Genomic DNA, 18,364 nt, shown 5'->3' on the forward strand with positions numbered 1-18,364 from the left:
GCTCAAGACAACCTCCGCGAAAGACAACCTCCGCGAAAAGCATCTAACGTTAAAGCCTATACTAAAAAGTAATCACCACTTTATTATCACGGATCTTATATTTGAAATGCTGTTGTTCACCAAGGTTATTCAGCACCTCCTCCAATGAAGCATGAAAAAACGCGGCATCTGTAATCGCCGGTGCTTTGGAAGCATCCCCCTTCATTTCCACTTCTACGCCAAACCATTCTTCCAGTGTGCGGGAAAGTGCCATAGGATTGGCATTATTGATCCGCAGTGTATCAGATAACCAGGTTTCCAGTTCTTCGGGATGATAGGTTTCTTTTTCCATCAGGTCGATGTCATTATTGGCCAGGATCATTTGTCCCCGTTCCAGTATTTCCGGCTGGTTATCGGTGGCAGAATGATAGGATTTTCCCACGCGGATTTTCCCGTTGAGAAGGTATACGGTAGCGCCATGCTGACTGGCAAAGGAACGCATTTTGAATTCGGTGCCCAGCACGGTAGCCCTTAATTTATCGCTGGTAACCGTAAAAGTATCGGTAGATGGAACTACGGCAAAGAATGCGTCGCCGTCGAGGATCACGGCACGGTTGCCCTGTAAATAATTGGCGGGCACCTCCAGTACAGAAGCGGAGTTGAGTATTACCCGGGAGCTGTCGGGCAGCGTAATAGCAGTACGCCGGCCGGTGGCGCCTTTATAGGTCTGGTATTCAATGCCCGGCGTTTTCAGGTTCACAGGTGCGTTTTCCGGTGCTTTTGTCTGGCAGCCGGTGATCACTATTCCGCCCGTTAGTAACCATGCCAGCGAACAGCGGCTGAAAAAACAACGGGAAATAGTATCAGGTTTAAATAGCATATTCCGGGAATTTTGTATGTATCTTAAAAGACCTAAAAGTAATAAAATAAACAGCGGCATAAGGGTATGCTTAAACAATTTCTGAGAAGCAATAGACAATATCTGTTAACGCTGTTAAAAAGATATACTGATATTATAATGATTTTTGTTTAGAAGCCGGACGCACCCTAACTTTGCGGCCCATGGAAAAGCAGCTACCTTTATCATTTGATAATACCGCTATCGCATTTGAGGCAAAGACCGACAAGGCACTGAAAAAAGCCAACTTTCTCTTTAGTAATATCGGGAAGCCCTGGCTGGTAAAATTAGGCGCCGTGATGACTCCCATCGCCTTTAAACTGGGATTACCCATAAAAGGAATTATTAAAAGCACTATTTTCTCACAGTTCTGCGGCGGCGAAACCCTGGAAGAAGCAGCTACCACTGCACTGCAACTGGGTAACTATCATGTAGGGGTGGCACTCGACTATGGCGTGGAAGCCATGGAAGGGGAAGAAAGCTATGATGCCGCTGTTCCTGAGTTCATCCGTGCCATTCAGTATGCTGCCTCCAGACCCGATATTCCTTTTATCGCTATAAAAGTTACCGGTTTTGCCCGGTTCGATCTGCTGGAAAAAGTACACCGCAAGGAAACATTAACGCCCGCCGAGCAACAGGAATATACCCGTGTACGCAACCGTGTGCACGCCATCGCTGAAGCAGGCGCCCGTCATAACGTAGCCATCCTCGTGGATGCAGAAGAATCCTGGATCCAGGACCCGGTAGACGCGCTCACGGATGAAATGATGTCGTTATTCAACGAAGGAAAGGTAATCGTGTACAATACCTTCCAGATGTATTGCCACGACCGTTACCCTTTCCTGCAGGTATCCCTGGAAAAAGCAGTAAAGAACGGCTACCTGCTGGGCGCCAAACTGGTGCGCGGCGCCTACATGGAAAAAGAAAACAAACGCGCTGCAGAGAATAATTATCCAACGCCTATCCAGCCAAGCAAAGAGGCTACGGATAAGGACTATGATGCTGCCGTAAAATTCTGCATCGATAACCTCGATAAACTCGCGGTTTTCATTGGCACGCATAACGAAAACAGCTGCATGTTTGCCGCCAGGCTGCTCCACGAAAAAGGACTGCCGCATAACCATCCGCATGTAAGTTTTTCACAACTGCTGGGCATGAGCGATAACATCACTTTTAACCTGGCGCATGCCGGTTATAATGTTAGCAAATACCTGCCCTATGGTCCCGTAAAAGAAGTAATGCCTTACCTGATCCGCAGGGCGCAGGAGAACACCTCCATCGCCGGGCAAATGGGCCGCGAACTGGCACTTATCAGGAAGGAAATGAAGAGAAGAGCCATGGCATAAGTCATAAAAAAGCGAAGCGCATCCAGGATGCGCTTCGCTTTTTTATGGATAATACTATCAGTTTTAAATATTGCTTTCACTCTGCGGCAACGGATACCTAGGCCACACATCATCATCAGGCCTGTCTTTAGGCAATGTTCCCAACAGGTTATATCTCCTTACATCTATCCAGCGATGCCCTTCCATAAACAGGGAATAGCGCCTGTTATACAACAGTTCAGTAATTAATGCATTTAAAACAGCGCCACCGGCATATGGCGCAAGGTTATGCGCTGTGCGTATGCGGTTGAGCGCCACAATGGCGTCGGGGAATGCATTTGTCTGAATCTTGGCTTCCGCGTATATCAATATCAGCTCCTCGTTCCGGATAATGCTGATGGGTGCGTTCAGGGAGGTCCATACAATCACATCGCGGTTGCCGGTTAAACCACTCTGACTGGCGGAAGAAGTCCGCAACGATGTTTTGGAGATGCGGTCATCGCCCGGCAGAATATTGGTAGCAAAAGAAGGATGCGCTACTCTTATTTCCCCGTTGCCATTTGGCGGGAGATACATGGTATTAGCAAGATCGCCGCCATTGGTGGAAAAAGCATGATAAACGCCCCTGTTTAAAGCGCCGTTCAGGTCGAAGAAGGATTCATTGAGTGCGGTTAGTGCGTTACTCCATTTCTGTTGATAGGTATACACCCTGGCGGCAATGGCGCGGTTAAATCTAATCAGCCCAACGGCATCTTTAAATCCCAGGAACCCATCCGACAAAGGAAAAATAACCTCCGATCCGGTAAGATCGGCTTTTCCTTCATCCAGGAATTTCAATATAGAATCCATCACTACCGAAGGGTTGGTAATCACAGGTCCCAGGGTAGCGCCATTGGGAACGGGAATACGTACGCCATTGGTATTTGTCATGTTGAGATTCAGCAGCAACTGGTAGCCGATCAGCGTTTTGGCAAATCCTGTAAAGGCTTTCTTTTGCACATCAGACGCTACTTCCGTGCGGGTATTGCTGATGGCATCGAGTAAAATGAAACACTGCCTGGCTACCTGGTAGCGGCCCGACCAGGGGTTGGTAAGGTAAAAGGTGTTATTGTCCAGCTGTTTGGAACCGCCACCCAGCAAATCGGTGGTGTACCGGGGTTCTGCACCGGAGAAACGGTAAATTTCCCGGCCAATAATACCGGTACCATCGAGGTAAGCAGAGAGGCTGTTACGCATGCCGGATTCGGCGCCGGTTACCAGGTTAAACAGGTCGCTCCTGGAAGGATCGGTAGTGATGCCGCTTACCACGGGTGTATTCAAACTGTTGATCTCTCCTTTCTGGCAGGCGTTCATCACCAGCAGTAAAAGAGCGATCGCTGTTATTGAAAGATACTTTTTCATATGTAATGTTTTTAAGCAGATGGAAAATGATCAGAAATCGACGCCAACATGAAAGCTGGCCCTTTTAGATGCAGGGAACGGCATAACATCTACTCCGGTTGATAACCCGTTACTGCCACGGGTTTGAGCGGTAGTAATGGTGTTACTTCCGAAGTTGGATACTTCCGGATCATACCCCACGTACTTTGTCCATGTAAAGAAATTATTGGCAGATACACCTACACGGATTGCTTTCAGCACGGATGTATTTTTCATGGGAATATTGTAATAAAGGCCGATCTCACGGATACGCACATACGAAGCATCCTGCACATAAATGGAAGCATCGCCTGCGCCAGGGCGGTAAAGCCCTGCCTTGGTGCCTTTCATCTCATCGTCATAATCAAAAGAGGTGGCTCCTGCGTCGGTGAGCAGCTGTGTAAGATTAATGTTGTCGCCGCCTTTTTTCCAGTGGATGAGGAAACGCAGGGAGAAGTTTTTGAACACGGTTAATTCATTGAAGAAACTCATCTGGAAATCCGGTTCAGCATTTCCGATCAGCTTCAGGTCGCCGTTTACAATGCCTTTGAGCTGTGTGGCGGGTTGTCCTTCTTCCAGGTAAAAAGTGCCGAGGGAGTTACCAAAGGCGCCAATGGCATAGGGAGGAATGATCAGCTTGGTGACTTTGGAACGGTTTTGCCACCAGTTAATGCTGCTGTTCCACCGCACATTGGGCTGGTTCACGGGTATCAGGTTTAATCCCAGCTCTATTCCTTTATTTCTCAGGTCACCACTGTTTTTCCATTCAGTAGCATAACCGGAAGAACCGGGAAGCGCATGACGCAGTAATACGTCATAAATCTTTTTGTTATAGTAAGTTGCTTCCAGGCTGATGCGGCCATTCAGTACGCTTACATCCAGCCCGGTTTCAAATTCTGTTTGCCGTTCCGGTTTAATATCGGGGTTGCCCTGCTGGTTTTCTACCAGCACGCCGGGGAAGCCGCCGATATTGCTGCCGAGCATCTGGGTAAATTTACTGCCATAAGGAGGTACGTTGCCGGATTGGCCATAAGCTGCGCGCAGCTTGAGATTATCCACACCGGCTACCTTCCAGAAATCCATTTTGGCAATATTCCAGGAAACAGATCCTTTGGGGAAAACGTAATATTTCTGGTATTCGCCGTTGTTGGTGGACCGGTCGAAACGTACGCCGGCACTGAAAGTAATGGCGTCTATCAGGGAAAGGTCTTCCTGGATAAAAATACCGTTATCGCGGTATTTCTGGCGGAATTGCCGGGTAGTGGTGTTGGCGCTGGCATCCAGGTTACTCTGGCCGGATACCAGGTTGGTAGCTACGGTAACAATATTGTCGAGATAACCGGTTTCCAGGGTGGCGCCGGCAGTACTGGTTAAACTGAGCTTGTCGCTTGGCGTAAACGTATTCACTATAAATCCGCCGATGTTGGTATTGGTGTTGTTGGTATTGCCCTGGATGGAATGTCCCTGTTGTCCGTTCTCTTCAAACTGGAGGTTACGTGGAAACAAGGCGGTGGTTTTGAAATTGAAGTAATCGATACCACCGCGCCCTACCAGCCTGGTGGTGGAACGGTCGCTTTGCTGCAGCCGTATCTCAATATTACCACCACCAACAAAGCGGTTGGTTTGTTCGTTGTTGATCATATTGTCGCGCGTTTCCAGCGGGTTGGAACTGGCGAAGCTATTGCGCGGATACTCACCGAGCGCGTTGGGAAACAGGTTCACAAAATCGGGTGTGGACGACAACGCCACACCGAGGGAAACGCCGTTGTTATCGTTATTGGTGAGCCCCCTGTCGGCGGAAGAGTTGATATAGTTGGTAGTAACGCCTATGGATATACGATCGCTCACCTTATGATCCACATTCAGCCGGATGGAGTTGTTGAAATAGCCGGTGCCTTTCACAATACCGTTTTCCTGCCGCCGGTTGCCGGAAAGATAGAAGGTAGTTTTTTCACCGCCGCCACTGAGAGACACGCCGGTGTTCAGCACCAGTCCGGTTTGCCCGAAGAGCTCTTTTTCATAGTCAAAGATCTTCCCGGCATTCTTTGCCTCGGTGAACTGCGCCTTGTAAGCAGCACGCTTCGCCTGTACGTCAGGATCAGGGTTATCGGCAGTACCTGCAAGATCAGCAGCTGTTTCTGGGGTAAAGGTGCGGACGCCCATCAGGTGCCGTACTTTGGTAAAACCGGTTTCCTGGTTGAGGGACACTTTCGTTTTGCCTGATTTACCTTTTTTGGTGGTGATGATGATTACGCCGGCAGCAGCTTTGGCGCCATACATAGCGGCGGCGGAAGCGCCTTTCAGGATTTCAATATTTTCAATGTCTTCCGGGTTGAGGTCTGCAATGCGGCTGGAAGGGTTGTCCTGGTTGTTGGGACTGCCCGAGGTAGCGGCGCCGGTTACATCGTTCAATCCGGCGGGAATACTGCTGTTATTGAAGAAAATACCATCTACAACATACAGTGGCTGCGAGTTGCCAAATACAGAAGTGATACCGCGCATTTTTACAGAGATGCCGCCGCCGGGGGCGCCGGAATTGGCGGTTATCAGTGCGCCGGGCACCTTACCGCTGATGGCTGCGTCAAATGTTTGCGCAGGCGCCACCCCGTTTAATTCCGTGCCGGAAATAGTAGCTACCGCATTGGCAAGATTACTTCGCTTTACATTGGTGGCCAACCCGGTTACCACAATTTCATCCAGCCGGGCGAAATCTTCTTCCAGGCTCAGGTTTATTACGTTGTTACCCGGTGTAAGATTGATTGTTTTGGTTTTATAACCGGTATAGCTCACCATTAAACTGGTAGTGCCGGCCGTGATGGCCAGCGTATAGTTGCCATCGGCATCAGTAATGGTCCCTTTATTGGTGTTGGGAATGCGTACGGTGACGCCCGGAATGGGTTTGCCGCTGACGGCATCCCGGATTTTTCCGGTAATGTTTTGCTGCGCAAATAGTGCCAGGGTACTGCATAGGCATAGCAGTACCAGCAAGCTGGATTTTGGTAGAAGCATAGCTTGAAATGGTTTAGATAATGAATGATGATTAAAACGAGGTTACAATATCATGTTGCTGATTATTTTTCTGGTTTATAGATAGTACAGATCCTGATTTGATTTTGGTTGTTTAATAGCGTTAATTTGTTGCGATCCTTGCACAAGGGGTACTACAGGTTTTTCATCATCATCTCTGATGGCAAGGACTTCTCATTAAGCCGATCTTATTGTAACGTAAAATGATATAGCAGATTACGAAATTTTAAGGGTACTTCCGCTTTTTTTCTTTGACTTAAATATGTTATATTTTTTCAACTGGAAAACTTCGTAAATTGCGACCTTATGGAGCAGTATTTATCTTTATTACAACATATTATCCGGGAAGGCGCGGTAAAAACAGACCGCACCGGCACCGGCACTACCAGCTGTTTTGGCTACCAGATGAGATTCAACCTGCAGGATGGTTTCCCCGTGGTGACCACCAAAAAGCTGCATCTCAAATCGATTATATATGAACTGCTCTGGTTTTTAAGAGGAGATACCAACACCGCCTGGCTGAAAGAACATGGCGTAAGCATCTGGGATGAGTGGGCCGATGAAAATGGCGACCTCGGACCCGTGTACGGAAAGCAATGGCGCAGCTGGGAAACCCGCAGCGGCAAGGTAATAGACCAGATCACCGAAGCGGTAAATACCATCAAAAATAATCCTGATTCCCGCCGTATTATTGTGAACGCGTGGAATGTGGGCGAACTGCCGGAAATGGCACTCAGCCCCTGTCATTGCCTGTTCCAGTTTTATGTAACCCCTGCAGATCCCGCAAAAGGGCAAACCCGTGGTAAACTGAGCTGCCAGCTATACCAGCGCAGCGCAGATGTATTCCTCGGTGTACCTTTCAATATCGCCTCCTACGCCTTGTTAACCATGATGATGGCGCAGGTGTGCGACCTGGAAGCCGGCGACTTTATCCATACTTTCGGAGACGTGCATTTGTACAGCAATCATATAGAACAGGCCAACCTGCAATTAGGCAGGCAACCATTCCCGCTTCCGGTGATGAAGATCAACCCGGACGTAAAAGATATTTTCTCCTTTAAGTATGAAGATTTTGAACTGGTGAATTACCAGTTTCACCCGGCCATTAAAGCACCGGTAGCCATATAACTTTCCATATGCGTATATCCATTATCGTAGCCGCTTCGGAAAATAACGTAATCGGTATCAACAATATGTTACCCTGGCGTTTACCGCTGGATCTTAAATATTTTAAATCCACCACATTGGGAAAACCCATTGTAATGGGACGTAAAACATTTGACTCCCTGGGCAAACCATTGCCCGGCAGACCTAATATCGTGATTACCCGTCAAACGGATTTTCAGCCGGAAGGTGCATATGTAGTGCGTTCTATAGAGGAAGGTGTTGAGAAAGCCAGGTCATTCGGCGGTGATGAATTGTTTATCACCGGCGGCTCGCAAATTTTCGAACAGGCGTGGGCGTTAGTAGACCGGATCTATCTCACCCGCGTATATGCGGTTGTTCATGGGGATGCCTTTTTCCCCCAACTGGATGGCGCAGAGTTTGAACTGGTAAGTGATGAGCGCCATGAGGCGGATGAAAAAAATCAGTACCCGTTCTCCTTCCAGGTATGGGAGCGGATTTGAGATACTAACGTTAACGGTTACTTGAAAATAACGGTGCCCATGCCGTTCGTGAGTTCCTTTTCCAGGGAGTTGAGGTGCTTCTGCATTTCAAGGCAGTTCAGGATCTGGTCCATGTCTGTCGCCTTTTTAGCCTCTTCCTGGTTTTCGTGGATCAGCTTCTTGATCTTACGCAGAATAAGATAGTTGGTAGTGGAGATGGTATCTCTCAGATAGGCATTATCACCGTATACGGTATCAATCTCGAAACGGTCTTTCCAGTTAATACTCAAATCGGCTTCTTTATCTTCCAGTATATTGGCAATCTGTTTTGACAGCTGCTGATCTTCATGATACAGGAACCACCGTTTGTCCTGCAGGTTCCCTGCATCGTACAATGCTTTGTATTCCCTTAAAATCCTTTTCACCAGCTCACTTTCTGCCAATGCCTCGAAATCGTAGGGGAGATGGAACACATAGTCGGCTACGGTGTTGTTTTCTTCTTCGCTGAAGGGTTTATCGCCAAAACGCAGCAGGATTTTCACCAGTTCTTTTTCCTGCTTTTCATGCCCGTTGATGAGCGAGTCTACTGAAATGCCTGTTTCAGCAGCCTCCATAGCGGCAATAGCTTCTTCGCTGAGGCCATCATCGCTGGGAGCGGGATTGTTACGCGCATAGGCCTGCTCCCGTTTAACGAGGCGGTCGCGGATAAATTTATTGACCAGCTGGATCAATCCCTGTTCATCGATATGGAGTAGCTGGCTGCACTGACGGATATAATCCTGCTGCCGGGTAAAATCTTCCGCCTTATCAATTTTTGAAATGGTTTCAGCGATTTCATTTACCAGCTGTGATTTTTTATTACTGTCGGCGCCGGCTTCCTGCATGCTCAGCTGCAGCTTGAACAGTACAAAGTCCTGCTTGTTATCTTTAATGAATTCACGGAAGGCTTCCGCACCGATCTTTTGCACATAGCTGTCCGGGTCTTCTTTGTCCGGCAGCAATACCAGCTTCACGTTCAATCCTTCTTCAATGGCCATGTCCAGCCCGCGGAGCGCTGCTTTCACCCCGGCGCTGTCGCCATCGTAAAGGATGGTGAGGTTATTGGTATATTTCTTAATCAGCCGCAGCTGATCCTGCGTAAGGGAGGTACCGCTGGAGGCCACCACGTTTTCCACACCTGCCTGGTGCAGGGAAATTACGTCGGTATAACCTTCTACGAGCAGGCACTCATTGAGTTTATCGATGGCGTGCCGTGCAAAGTAGGTACCATACAGTACCCGGCTTTTTACATAAATTTCGTTTTCGGGAGAATTGATGTATTTGGGCGCCCGGTCTGATTTTACCAGGATACGCGCCCCGAAGCCCAGTATTTTTCCGGACTGGTTATGGATCGGGAATATGACCCTGCCGCGGTAATTATCGGCAGGTTGATCGTTCCGGATGGTAACCAATCCTGTTTTTTGAAGGTATTCCAGGTTGTAGCCTTTGTCCAGTGCCGATTTGGCAAAAGAGTCAAAGGTATTCAGACAGTAGCCTAGCTGGAACTTTTTGATGGTTTCTTCCGTAAATCCTCTTTCTTCAAAATAACTCAGACCCACATTCTGGCCTTCATCTTTATTAAAAAGGGTATCGGTGAAGTACTCCCGGGCGTAGTTGTTGATGATAAACAAACTATCCGCCATCAGCTGGTGCTGCTTCAGTTCGGGGCTTACTTCCGTTTCCTCCAGCTCTACCTGGTACCGTTGTGCCAGCCACCGGAGCGCTTCTACATAGGAGTACTTTTCATGCTCCATGATAAAGCTGATGGAATTGCCGCTGGCGCCGCAACCAAAGCATTTATAGATTTCTTTTCCGGGAGATACGGTGAAAGAAGGGGACTTTTCGTTATGAAATGGACACAAGCCTAAGTAGTTGGCGCCTCTTTTTTTCAGTTTAACGAAGGAACCCACAATTTCCACAATATCAATGCGGCTGAGGATCTGTTGTATGGAGTTCTGAGATATCACGGTTTCGTAAATGCAACTGCAAACATACGGGAAAATTAGGATTTGGAGAGAAGGGGATCAGCATGTAGGCGTGGTTGCTGTTCCCGGCAACTTTTCCTTATATTTGGTAGATTATAAACTAGCCAAATCAATCTTATTTATCAGATGAAAGAAGTATTTATAGTAGCCGTGGCCCGTACGCCTATCGGTTCGTTCAATGGCGCACTGGCAGGCATTCCGGCCACACAGCTTGGCGCTCACGTTATTAAAGCGGCACTGGAAAGGGCGGGTATCGCCCCGGCAGAAGTAAATGAAGTATATATGGGCAATGTGCTGAGCGCCAACCTCGGCCAGGCGCCCGCTAATCAGGCCAGTCTCGCTGCAGGCGTGCCTAACAATGTTCCCTGTACTACGGTAAACAAAGTATGCGCTTCCGGTATGAAAGCCATTATGCTGGGCGCCCAAAGTATTATGCTGGGCGACAACGACGTAGTAGTGGCCGGCGGCATGGAAAACATGAGCGCAACCCCTTACTACCTGGATAAAGCCCGTACCGGTTATAAACTCGGACATGGCGCCATTACCGACGGCATCATCCGCGACGGCCTCTGGGACCCTTACAAGGATTTTCATATGGGCAACGCAGCAGAGCTGTGCGCCACCGAATACAAAATTACCCGGGAAGACCAGGACGCGTACGCTATCGAAAGCTATAAACGCGCAGCCGCAGCCTGGGAGAAAGGATATTTTAAAGATGAAGTAGTGCCGGTACAGGTACCCGGAAAACAGGTGGTAACGGTGTCTGAGGATGAAGACTATAAGAAAGTGATTTTTGAAAAAGTGCCTTCCCTGAAACCAAGTTTTCAGAAAAACGGCACCATCACCGCTGCCAATGCCTCCAACATCAACGATGGTGCGGCAGTAGTAGTGCTGGTGAGCGGTGAAAAACTGAAAGCGCTCGGATTAAAGCCACTGGCAAAGATCATCAGCTTTGCCGATGCTTCGCAGGCGCCGGAATGGTTTACCACTACCCCGGTAAAAGCTATCAACAACGCACTGAATAAAGCTGGCCTGAAAATCAGCGACATGGATGTGGCGGAAGTGAATGAAGCATTTTCCTGCGTGCCTATTGCCAATGCGAAAGACCTGGGGCTGTCGCTCGATAAAGTGAATGTATGGGGTGGGGCCGTAGCCATGGGACATCCTATTGGTTGCAGTGGTGCGCGGATTGTGGTAACATTGAATGCAATTCTGCATCAGCAGCAGGCGCGTTACGGCGTTGCAGGAATCTGCAATGGTGGTGGCGGCGCCAGCGCGATTATTATAGAAAGAGTTTAATTACAGGCCGTCAGCTGCTGTTTTTTTCGAAACCAGCAGCTGACGACTGATTTATTTAATCTTACAGCGGCAGGGGCCGTTATGGCATTGCCGGTAAGCGGGTTAATACTCTTTGGATACTTCTCGGATACTTCTCCGATACACTCATGATACACTCCTCATACACTTCCACCCCGGTTTTGTCCTGAAAAAACTTTACACCTGGAGAAATAAACCTGAAACAGGTTTACACTTCATCAATAAATAGCAATCACGGTATCTATGTTATTTACCTGTATTCTCAAGCTGTCTTCCCCTTTTTTGACCATCTTCAGCGAATGCAATGCAGCCTTTGGTTTTACCACGTCAGGCACTATTTTCTCAAAAAACAGGTATTTATCTTCCACCAGGCTGTAAACCGGGTAGCTGGATAATATGCCGGTAGTTTTCGTTTGCAGGGCGTAATCGTCGTCAATAGTATAGCGCTGAAACTCGCTGTCCGACAATAAGGTGATAGCGGCTACCAGGGTAAGGGTACGCAGCGGCGGCAGCAGCAGCCCAATCAGCAATACAAACGGGAAGCCAAAAAAAACTGTCAGGTAGGCGTACCTGGCGTCGTTATCCGGTTTGGTAAGGCCGTAAATCAGCATACCGGTACCTGCGTAGAGGGTAAAGAACACCCGTTCGGTTTGTGTGCCCTTGAAGCCGTAGTCGTTCAGCATCAATAACACGCACAGGAGCGCTAAGCAGCCAAAAACCAGGTGAAGGTACCACAGGAGCGCCTGTATTTCCGGTACTTTCACCTTTTTTATTTTACAGGACAGGGCAGCTAAAAAGCATAAGGTTAGGATAATAATGGTAATCATGACAGCGGGTAAAGTTGTTGGCCGGGTGTACTATAGTCTAAAATATAAATATATGTATTTATTTTAATTAATAGTATACAGACTGCATGTGGGGGGTATAATAATTATTAATCGGGCGTTTGCTTTGCTTTTTCGCTAACAAACAATATTTTTGCCCTGCCTTTCAATAAGGCATTTAAACTTTCAATTAAGAATAGCATGCGTCAGATAGCTTTCAGACAAGCCTTAAGAGAAGCCCTGCAGGAGGAATTTCGCCGTGATGAACGGGTATTCCTTATGGGGGAGGAAGTAGCCGAATACAATGGTGCTTATAAAGTGAGCCAGGGAATGCTGGATGAGTTTGGTCCAAAACGTGTTATTGACACGCCGATTGCTGAACTTGGATTTGCTGCAATCGGAGTAGGTGCTGCACAGAACGGCCTGCGTCCGGTAGTTGAATTCATGACCTGGAACTTCGCTGTACTGGCGCTGGATCAGATCCTCAATACCGCTTCTAAAATGCTGGCAATGAGTGGCGGCCAGGTGGGTTGCCCGATCGTTTTCCGCGGACCAAACGGTTCTGCCGGTCAATTGGGTGCGCAGCACTCCACTGCATTCGAAAGTTACTACGCCAATATCCCGGGCCTGAAAGTAATCTCCGTTTCCAATCCATATGATGCAAAAGGTTTGCTCAAAGCGGCTATCCGCGATGATGATCCGGTTGTTTTCATGGAAAGTGAAGTGATGTATGGGGATATGGGTGAAGTTCCTGAAGAAGAATATATCATCCCGATTGGTAAAGCAGATATCAAACGTGCCGGTAAAGATGTAACCATCGTATCTTTCAATAAAATGATGAAAGTAGCGCTGGGTGCAGCTGAAGAACTGGCAAAAGAAGGTATCGAAGCAGAAGTAATCGATCTCCGTACCATTCGTCCGCTGGACTGGTTCACCATCCTGGAATCAGTGAAGAAAACAAACCGCCTGGTAATTGTTGAAGAACAATGGCCATTCGCAAGTATTTCTTCCGAAATTACTTACCGTATCCAGAAAGAAGGTTTCGACTACCTGGATGCACCGATCCGCCGTATCACCGCACAGGATGCTCCTATGCACTATGCTCCTAACCTGGTTAAGCAATACCTGCCGGATGTGGAACGTACCGTGAAACTGGTGAAAGAAGTAATGTACATGAAAAAATAGCACCTGCTATCGATATAAAAGAAACGGAGCGAAGATTTTCTTCGCTCCGTTTCTTTTTATCTTTAAAAATATTTTCAGGAAAACAGATCGCTGGAAAGGTAACGGTCGCCGCGATCACAGATGATACTAACGATCACGCCACTACGTAATTCCTTTGATACCCGTACAGCCGCTGCCACAGCGCCGCCGCTGCTCATACCACAAAATACCGCTTCTTCCTTTGCCAGTCTTTTGGTCATGATCCTCGCTTCTTCTTCTGAAATATCCATGATACGGTCTACCCTCGGTTTTTCAAATATTTTAGGGAGATAAGCTTCCGGCCATTTGCGGATGCCCGGGATTTTTGACCCTTCGGTAGGCTGGCATCCTACAATCTGTACTGCCGGGTTCTGCTCCTTTAAATAGCGGGATACACCCATAATAGTACCAGTAGTCCCCATCGCACTTACAAAGTGCGTCACTTCCCCGTTGGTATCTTTCCAGATTTCAGGTCCGGTAGTTTTATAGTGCATGCCGTAGTTATCGGGATTGGCAAACTGGTTCAGCATATAGTAACCGCCTTTCTCCACCTGGGCGTTGGCATAGTCGATAGAGCCTTCCATGGACAATTCCTTTGGCGTGAGCGTTACTTTGGCGCCATATACTTCCATAGTGAGCACCCGCTCGCGGGTAGCATCTGCAGGCATTACCAGCTCTATTTCAATGCCGAAAAGACTGGCAATCATGGCCAGTGCAATACCCGTATTGCCGCTGGTAGCTTCTATCAGTTTCATGCCCGGCTTAATATCGCCCCTGTCGAGCGCGCCTTTGATCATGCCATAGGCGGCCCTGTCTTTCACGCTGCCGGCAGGATTGTTTCCTTCCAGTTTGGCAAAAATTTTAACGGCCGGGTTAACGGATATCTTCTTTAATTCTACCATCGGCGTGTTGCCGATCAGATCTATGATGGAAGCCATTGTACTAGTCCTGGTTTGTATCTGAAAATTTATGTTCTGCTTTATAATAGATCCGGGAGAAAGGTTCCACACTTTTAATCAGCCACACATTCCCGCCTATTACGCTATGATGGCCTATCACCGTATCACCGCCAAGAATGGTGGCGCCGGCGTAAATCACTACATGTTCCTCAATAGTAGGATGCCGCTTGCTGCGCGCCATACTTTTTTCAATGCTCAGTGCACCCAGCGTTACGCCCTGGTACAGCTTTACATGCGGTCCTATTACAGTGGTTTCCCCGATCACAATGCCGGTACCATGATCTATGCAACACCAGGGCGCTATCACCGCACCCGGATGAATATCCACTCCTGTACGGGAATGCGCCAGTTCTGTAATCATCCGGGGTAATACCGGTATTTTCAGCTGGTACAGGGCATGCGCAATGCGGTAAAAGGCAATGGCATAAAACCCCGGATAGGCACGGATTACTTCGTATAAACAGGATGCTGCCGGATCGCCCTGGTAAATGGCCGTGGCATCTTTTGTCAGTTCATCATATATCACCGGTACTTTGTTCATAAAGTCGCGGCTCAGCCCCGCGGCATCCGCAGGCAGCTGATTTTCCATTGATTGCAGCAATTGCTGCAACTGGGCTTCCAGTTCATGGCCAAAACGTTCCAGCGCCACCGGATCGGGGATTACCTGGCCGGTATGTTCAGGAAATAACCAATTCAACAGGTGGCTCACAAATTCATCTACTGCACCCGTGGCAGGATAGGCGTTCGCCGCTGCCAGCTGGTGCCGCCGCTTCAACTCTTCCAGAAAATCATTCATATGCGGATCGAATTACAGGTATTGGCACTTTAATCGTTACTGAAATTACGCATTAATCCTGTAAAGGTAGTAGACTGTCTGCTAATATTCAAGCGTTCCTGGCTGCCGGGAGGATATGGTAATCTCTCAATTGTTTCTGACATGTTAAATGATCCCTGATATAATGCAATTTTAAGGGATTAATCTTTATTTTTGCCCGTTGTATAAAAGGCAGGTATTGCCGGTCGTACAAAATAAAACTGATTATGGCTAACATTTTAATAATAGACGACGAAAAAAGTATTCGTAAAACACTCACGGAAATTTTAACCTATGAAGGTTATAAGGTAGATGAGGCCGCGGATGGTATGGAAGGATTTAAAATGTTCCAGGCAAAGTCATATGATGCCGTTCTTTGCGATATCAAAATGCCTAAAATGGACGGACTGGAGTTTCTCGAGAAAGCACGTGAGGTGAACGGGGATATTCCTATTATCATGGTGTCTGGCCACGGTAATATTGATACGGCAGTAGATGCGGTGAAAAAAGGCGCCTATGATTATATTTCAAAGCCGCCGGATCTGAACCGCTTACTCATTACCCTGCGTAATGCAATGGATAGAACCAACCTGGTTACCGAAACCAAAACCCTGCGCCGCAAGGTGAATAAGGTGTCGGATATGATTGGTCAATCCACCCCGATACTGAAAATTAAAGAAACGATAGAAAAAGTAGCGCCCACGGATGCCAGGGTATTGATTACCGGCGATAACGGGGTGGGTAAGGAACTGGTGGCCAGATGGCTGCATGAACGCAGTAACCGCGCCGGCGGCCCTATGGTGGAAGTAAACTGCGCAGCCATCCCCGGAGAGCTCATTGAAAGTGAACTGTTTGGCCACGAAAAAGGCTCCTTTACATCCGCTGTAAAACAACGGATCGGGAAGTTTGAACAGGCAAGTGGCGGTACCCTCTTCCTGGATGAAATTGGCGATATGAGCCTCAGCGCACAGGCAAAGGTATTGCGCGCCCTGCAGGAAGGAAAAATTACCCGCGTAGGCGGAGATAAGGAAATCAGCGTGGACGTGAGGGTAGTAGCCGCTACCAACAAGGACCTGCTGCAGGAAGTGGAAAACAAAAACTTCCGCCTGGATCTTTATCACCGTTTAAGCGTGATCCTGATTCACGTTCCTTCCCTGAACGACCGCCGGGATGATGTGCCGTTACTGGTAGACAGCTTCCTCGACAGCGTTTGCAGCGAATATGGTATCTCCCGCAAAGTAGCGGATAAAGATGCCATGAAAGCTTTACAAAATCACAACTGGACCGGTAATATCCGTGAGCTCAGGAACGTAGTGGAAAGGCTCGTTATCCTTTCCGGTAAAACCATCACTGCGGAAGACGTGGAAGATTTCGTGGTGCCAAGCCGCGATAAAAGAAAGGTAAGCTCTTAACCAGCAACAACATGCAAAAACACCTGTATCTGATCAGTGGACTGGGTGCGGATGAACGCATTTTCAACAACCTGCGTTTTCCCACCGGCTACCAGGTGCATCACCTGCAATGGATCCCTCCATTGCAGGAGGAACCCATCAGCCGCTATGCGGCCCGTATGGCCCAAAACATTGCGGCTGATGGGAGAGTAACCCTAATAGGCGTGTCTTTCGGCGGCATCATGAGCCTGGAAATAGCCCGGCATATTCCCGTAGAAAAGAACATCCTCCTGTCGAGCATTAAACGTAGCTCGGAAAAGCCTCCCTATTATAACTGGGTAAAGAAACTCGGACTGCACAAATTGCCCGACAACCTGCTGTACCAACGGAGAAGCGTGGTTGTCAGGAAGTTCCTCAATATCGAAACACCGGAAGAACGCAAACTGGTGAATGAATACCTTGCAAAGCGCGACTATACCTTTACGCGTTGGGCGGTAAACGCGATCCTGCACTGGGAAAATGAGCAGGTGCCGGAAGGACTGGTGCATATCCACGGCGCACGGGACCTGCCTTTTCCGGTTAAATATCTTCAGCCTACACACCTCATTCCCGATGGCGGGCATTTTATGGTGCTGAACCGCTCAGCAGCCATCAATCGTATCCTGGAGGAAGTGCTTTGATACAGATCAGTTAAACGCCAATAACTCATCCAGGCTTTTCAATACGAATACATTTTCCGGCAATGGGCCGGTCAGCTGCCATACCTGCGGTCCTGACATCAGGATCTTAATACCCGGGAACTGTTGCGCCAGTGCGGCGACAAACTGGGTTACTGCCTGTTTTGTTACATTGGTAAGCAGGTGGGTATACATATGGGTTACCGGCCGCACCGGGGTAAATGTTTTCAGATCATCAAATGGAACGTTGGCGCCGAAGCTGGTAACCAGTTTCCCGTTTTTTTTCAGTAGGTATTGCACATACAACAATGGTATTTCATGAAATTCTCCCTCCGGGAGAAATAACAGGTAATGGGTAGTAGCCTGTTGGTTCATCTGCTGGCCGTCGATCGCCGTCATTATTTTGGTGCGGATAATATTGGCGCAGAAGTGCTCCTGTGCCGGGATCACATTGCCAGTAAGCCATAGCACGCCTATCTTTTCAAGGAAAGGGTAAATGATCTTTGTAATACAGTGCTCAAATCCCAGGTGTAATACCTGGCTGTAAAAAATGCGCTCAAAGCGGAAGTAATCATAATCGAGCGTGGCGGCAATCAGCTCATTTACCTGGAGACCTGCAGCCGATCCTTCGGCGGCCAGCTGCAACGACAGTTTATTCTGTTCTTCCTCCGACAACGCAGCTATGCGCGAGATCTTGATCCCGTGATGATATAAATAGGCTATACGCAATAAGGCTTTCAGATCCTCCCCATCATAGATCCTGTGATTGGTATCCTTCCGCCTGGCGGAGAATAACTGGAACCGCTGCTCCCATATCCTGATGGTATGCGCCTTTATACCGGTAAAGTTTTCAATATCCTTGATCGTAAATGTATTCAACGGAGGTATAGTAAAACGTCA

At 48.1% G+C, this 18,364-nt stretch carries 15 protein-coding genes; 7 read left to right on the forward strand and 8 right to left on the reverse strand.

All coding sequences use genetic code 11. From position 1 onward, the window contains the following. Positions 1 to 61: 61 nt before the first annotated feature. Positions 62 to 859 (reverse strand): FecR family protein, encoded by a 798-nt coding sequence (locus QFZ51_RS10730; protein WP_429045695.1) that lies wholly within the window; start codon positions 857 to 859, stop codon positions 62 to 64. Between the two features lie 182 nt (positions 860 to 1,041). On the opposite strand from QFZ51_RS10730, the gene QFZ51_RS10735 reads away from it, so the two are divergent. Continuing rightward, positions 1,042 to 2,223 carry a proline dehydrogenase family protein gene (locus QFZ51_RS10735; RefSeq protein ID WP_429045696.1) on the forward strand — a complete coding sequence of 394 codons (1,182 nt, stop codon included), beginning with the start codon at positions 1,042 to 1,044 and terminating at the stop codon, positions 2,221 to 2,223. Positions 2,224 to 2,286: 63 nt separating this feature from the next. On the opposite strand, the gene QFZ51_RS10740 is transcribed toward QFZ51_RS10735, so the two are convergent. Both QFZ51_RS10740 and QFZ51_RS10745 read right to left on the reverse strand, forming a co-directional pair. Next, positions 2,287 to 3,603, reverse strand: coding sequence for a RagB/SusD family nutrient uptake outer membrane protein (locus QFZ51_RS10740; RefSeq protein ID WP_429045698.1), 1,317 nt, complete (start codon positions 3,601 to 3,603; stop codon positions 2,287 to 2,289). Positions 3,604 to 3,633: 30 nt separating this feature from the next. Continuing rightward, positions 3,634 to 6,630, reverse strand: coding sequence for a SusC/RagA family TonB-linked outer membrane protein (locus QFZ51_RS10745; RefSeq protein WP_429045700.1), 2,997 nt, complete (start codon positions 6,628 to 6,630; stop codon positions 3,634 to 3,636). A 324-nt stretch (positions 6,631 to 6,954) separates the two neighbouring features. Between QFZ51_RS10745 and QFZ51_RS10750 the strand changes: the two genes are divergently transcribed. Together QFZ51_RS10750 and QFZ51_RS10755 are read left to right on the forward strand one after the other, a co-directional pair. Further along, positions 6,955 to 7,776, forward strand: coding sequence for a thymidylate synthase (locus tag QFZ51_RS10750; protein WP_429045702.1), 822 nt, complete (start codon positions 6,955 to 6,957; stop codon positions 7,774 to 7,776). 8 nt (positions 7,777 to 7,784) lie between these two features. Further along, the gene (locus QFZ51_RS10755) at positions 7,785 to 8,276 is read left to right on the forward strand and encodes a dihydrofolate reductase (RefSeq protein WP_429045703.1); all 492 of its coding nucleotides are present in this window, start codon (positions 7,785 to 7,787) and stop codon (positions 8,274 to 8,276) included. Between the two features lie 17 nt (positions 8,277 to 8,293). On the opposite strand, the gene dnaG is transcribed toward QFZ51_RS10755, so the two are convergent. After that, positions 8,294 to 10,261 carry a DNA primase gene (dnaG, locus tag QFZ51_RS10760; protein WP_429045705.1) on the reverse strand — a complete coding sequence of 656 codons (1,968 nt, stop codon included), beginning with the start codon at positions 10,259 to 10,261 and terminating at the stop codon, positions 8,294 to 8,296. Positions 10,262 to 10,405: 144 nt separating this feature from the next. Between dnaG and QFZ51_RS10765 the strand changes: the two genes are divergently transcribed. Continuing rightward, positions 10,406 to 11,578, forward strand: coding sequence for an acetyl-CoA C-acyltransferase (locus QFZ51_RS10765; protein ID WP_429045707.1), 1,173 nt, complete (start codon positions 10,406 to 10,408; stop codon positions 11,576 to 11,578). 236 nt (positions 11,579 to 11,814) lie between these two features. On the opposite strand, the gene QFZ51_RS10770 is transcribed toward QFZ51_RS10765, so the two are convergent. Continuing rightward, complete coding sequence (locus QFZ51_RS10770) at positions 11,815 to 12,360, reverse strand: hypothetical protein (protein ID WP_429045708.1); 546 nt, start codon at positions 12,358 to 12,360, stop codon at positions 11,815 to 11,817. Positions 12,361 to 12,579: 219 nt separating this feature from the next. Here QFZ51_RS10770 and QFZ51_RS10775 point away from each other — a divergent pair, with 219 nt between their 5' ends. Next, on the forward strand, positions 12,580 to 13,605 hold the full coding sequence (locus QFZ51_RS10775; protein WP_370913534.1) for a pyruvate dehydrogenase complex E1 component subunit beta: 1,026 nt from the start codon (positions 12,580 to 12,582) through the stop codon (positions 13,603 to 13,605). 74 nt (positions 13,606 to 13,679) lie between these two features. Here the strand turns inward: QFZ51_RS10775 and cysM are convergent, their stop codons facing one another. Together cysM and QFZ51_RS10785 are read right to left on the reverse strand one after the other, a co-directional pair. Next, complete coding sequence (gene cysM, locus QFZ51_RS10780) at positions 13,680 to 14,561, reverse strand: cysteine synthase CysM (RefSeq protein WP_429045710.1); 882 nt, start codon at positions 14,559 to 14,561, stop codon at positions 13,680 to 13,682. Between the two features lie 4 nt (positions 14,562 to 14,565). Continuing rightward, positions 14,566 to 15,378 carry a serine O-acetyltransferase gene (locus tag QFZ51_RS10785; RefSeq protein ID WP_370913531.1) on the reverse strand — a complete coding sequence of 271 codons (813 nt, stop codon included), beginning with the start codon at positions 15,376 to 15,378 and terminating at the stop codon, positions 14,566 to 14,568. A gap of 245 nt (positions 15,379 to 15,623) precedes the next feature. Between QFZ51_RS10785 and QFZ51_RS10790 the strand changes: the two genes are divergently transcribed. Together QFZ51_RS10790 and QFZ51_RS10795 are read left to right on the forward strand one after the other, a co-directional pair. After that, complete coding sequence (locus QFZ51_RS10790; protein ID WP_429045713.1) at positions 15,624 to 16,808, forward strand: sigma-54-dependent transcriptional regulator; 1,185 nt, start codon at positions 15,624 to 15,626, stop codon at positions 16,806 to 16,808. 11 nt (positions 16,809 to 16,819) lie between these two features. Beyond that, positions 16,820 to 17,467 carry an alpha/beta fold hydrolase gene (locus QFZ51_RS10795; RefSeq protein WP_429045715.1) on the forward strand — a complete coding sequence of 216 codons (648 nt, stop codon included), beginning with the start codon at positions 16,820 to 16,822 and terminating at the stop codon, positions 17,465 to 17,467. A gap of 6 nt (positions 17,468 to 17,473) precedes the next feature. On the opposite strand, the gene QFZ51_RS10800 is transcribed toward QFZ51_RS10795, so the two are convergent. After that, entirely contained in the window at positions 17,474 to 18,343 is an 870-nt protein-coding gene (locus QFZ51_RS10800) for a MerR family transcriptional regulator (protein ID WP_429045717.1), read from the reverse strand. Positions 18,344 to 18,364: the final 21 nt, after the last annotated feature.

This window comes from Chitinophaga sp. W3I9 (genome assembly GCF_050434025.1).
In the GTDB taxonomy this organism is placed as follows: Bacteria; Bacteroidota; Bacteroidia; order Chitinophagales; family Chitinophagaceae; genus Chitinophaga.

What these genes read in the sequence shown, in the direction of transcription:
- QFZ51_RS10730 (WP_429045695.1), bottom strand. Translation starts at nt 859, where the DNA reads ATGCTATTTAAACCTGATACTATTTCCCGTTGTTTTTTCAGCCGCTGT.
- QFZ51_RS10735 (WP_429045696.1), top strand. Translation starts at nt 1,042, where the DNA reads ATGGAAAAGCAGCTACCTTTATCATTTGATAATACCGCTATCGCATTT.
- QFZ51_RS10740 (WP_429045698.1), bottom strand. Translation starts at nt 3,603, where the DNA reads ATGAAAAAGTATCTTTCAATAACAGCGATCGCTCTTTTACTGCTGGTG.
- QFZ51_RS10745 (WP_429045700.1), bottom strand. Translation starts at nt 6,630, where the DNA reads ATGCTTCTACCAAAATCCAGCTTGCTGGTACTGCTATGCCTATGCAGT.
- QFZ51_RS10750 (WP_429045702.1), top strand. Translation starts at nt 6,955, where the DNA reads ATGGAGCAGTATTTATCTTTATTACAACATATTATCCGGGAAGGCGCG.
- QFZ51_RS10755 (WP_429045703.1), top strand. Translation starts at nt 7,785, where the DNA reads ATGCGTATATCCATTATCGTAGCCGCTTCGGAAAATAACGTAATCGGT.
- QFZ51_RS10765 (WP_429045707.1), top strand. Translation starts at nt 10,406, where the DNA reads ATGAAAGAAGTATTTATAGTAGCCGTGGCCCGTACGCCTATCGGTTCG.
- cysM (WP_429045710.1), bottom strand. Translation starts at nt 14,561, where the DNA reads ATGGCTTCCATCATAGATCTGATCGGCAACACGCCGATGGTAGAATTA.
- QFZ51_RS10785 (WP_370913531.1), bottom strand. Translation starts at nt 15,378, where the DNA reads ATGAATGATTTTCTGGAAGAGTTGAAGCGGCGGCACCAGCTGGCAGCG.
- QFZ51_RS10790 (WP_429045713.1), top strand. Translation starts at nt 15,624, where the DNA reads ATGGCTAACATTTTAATAATAGACGACGAAAAAAGTATTCGTAAAACA.
- QFZ51_RS10795 (WP_429045715.1), top strand. Translation starts at nt 16,820, where the DNA reads ATGCAAAAACACCTGTATCTGATCAGTGGACTGGGTGCGGATGAACGC.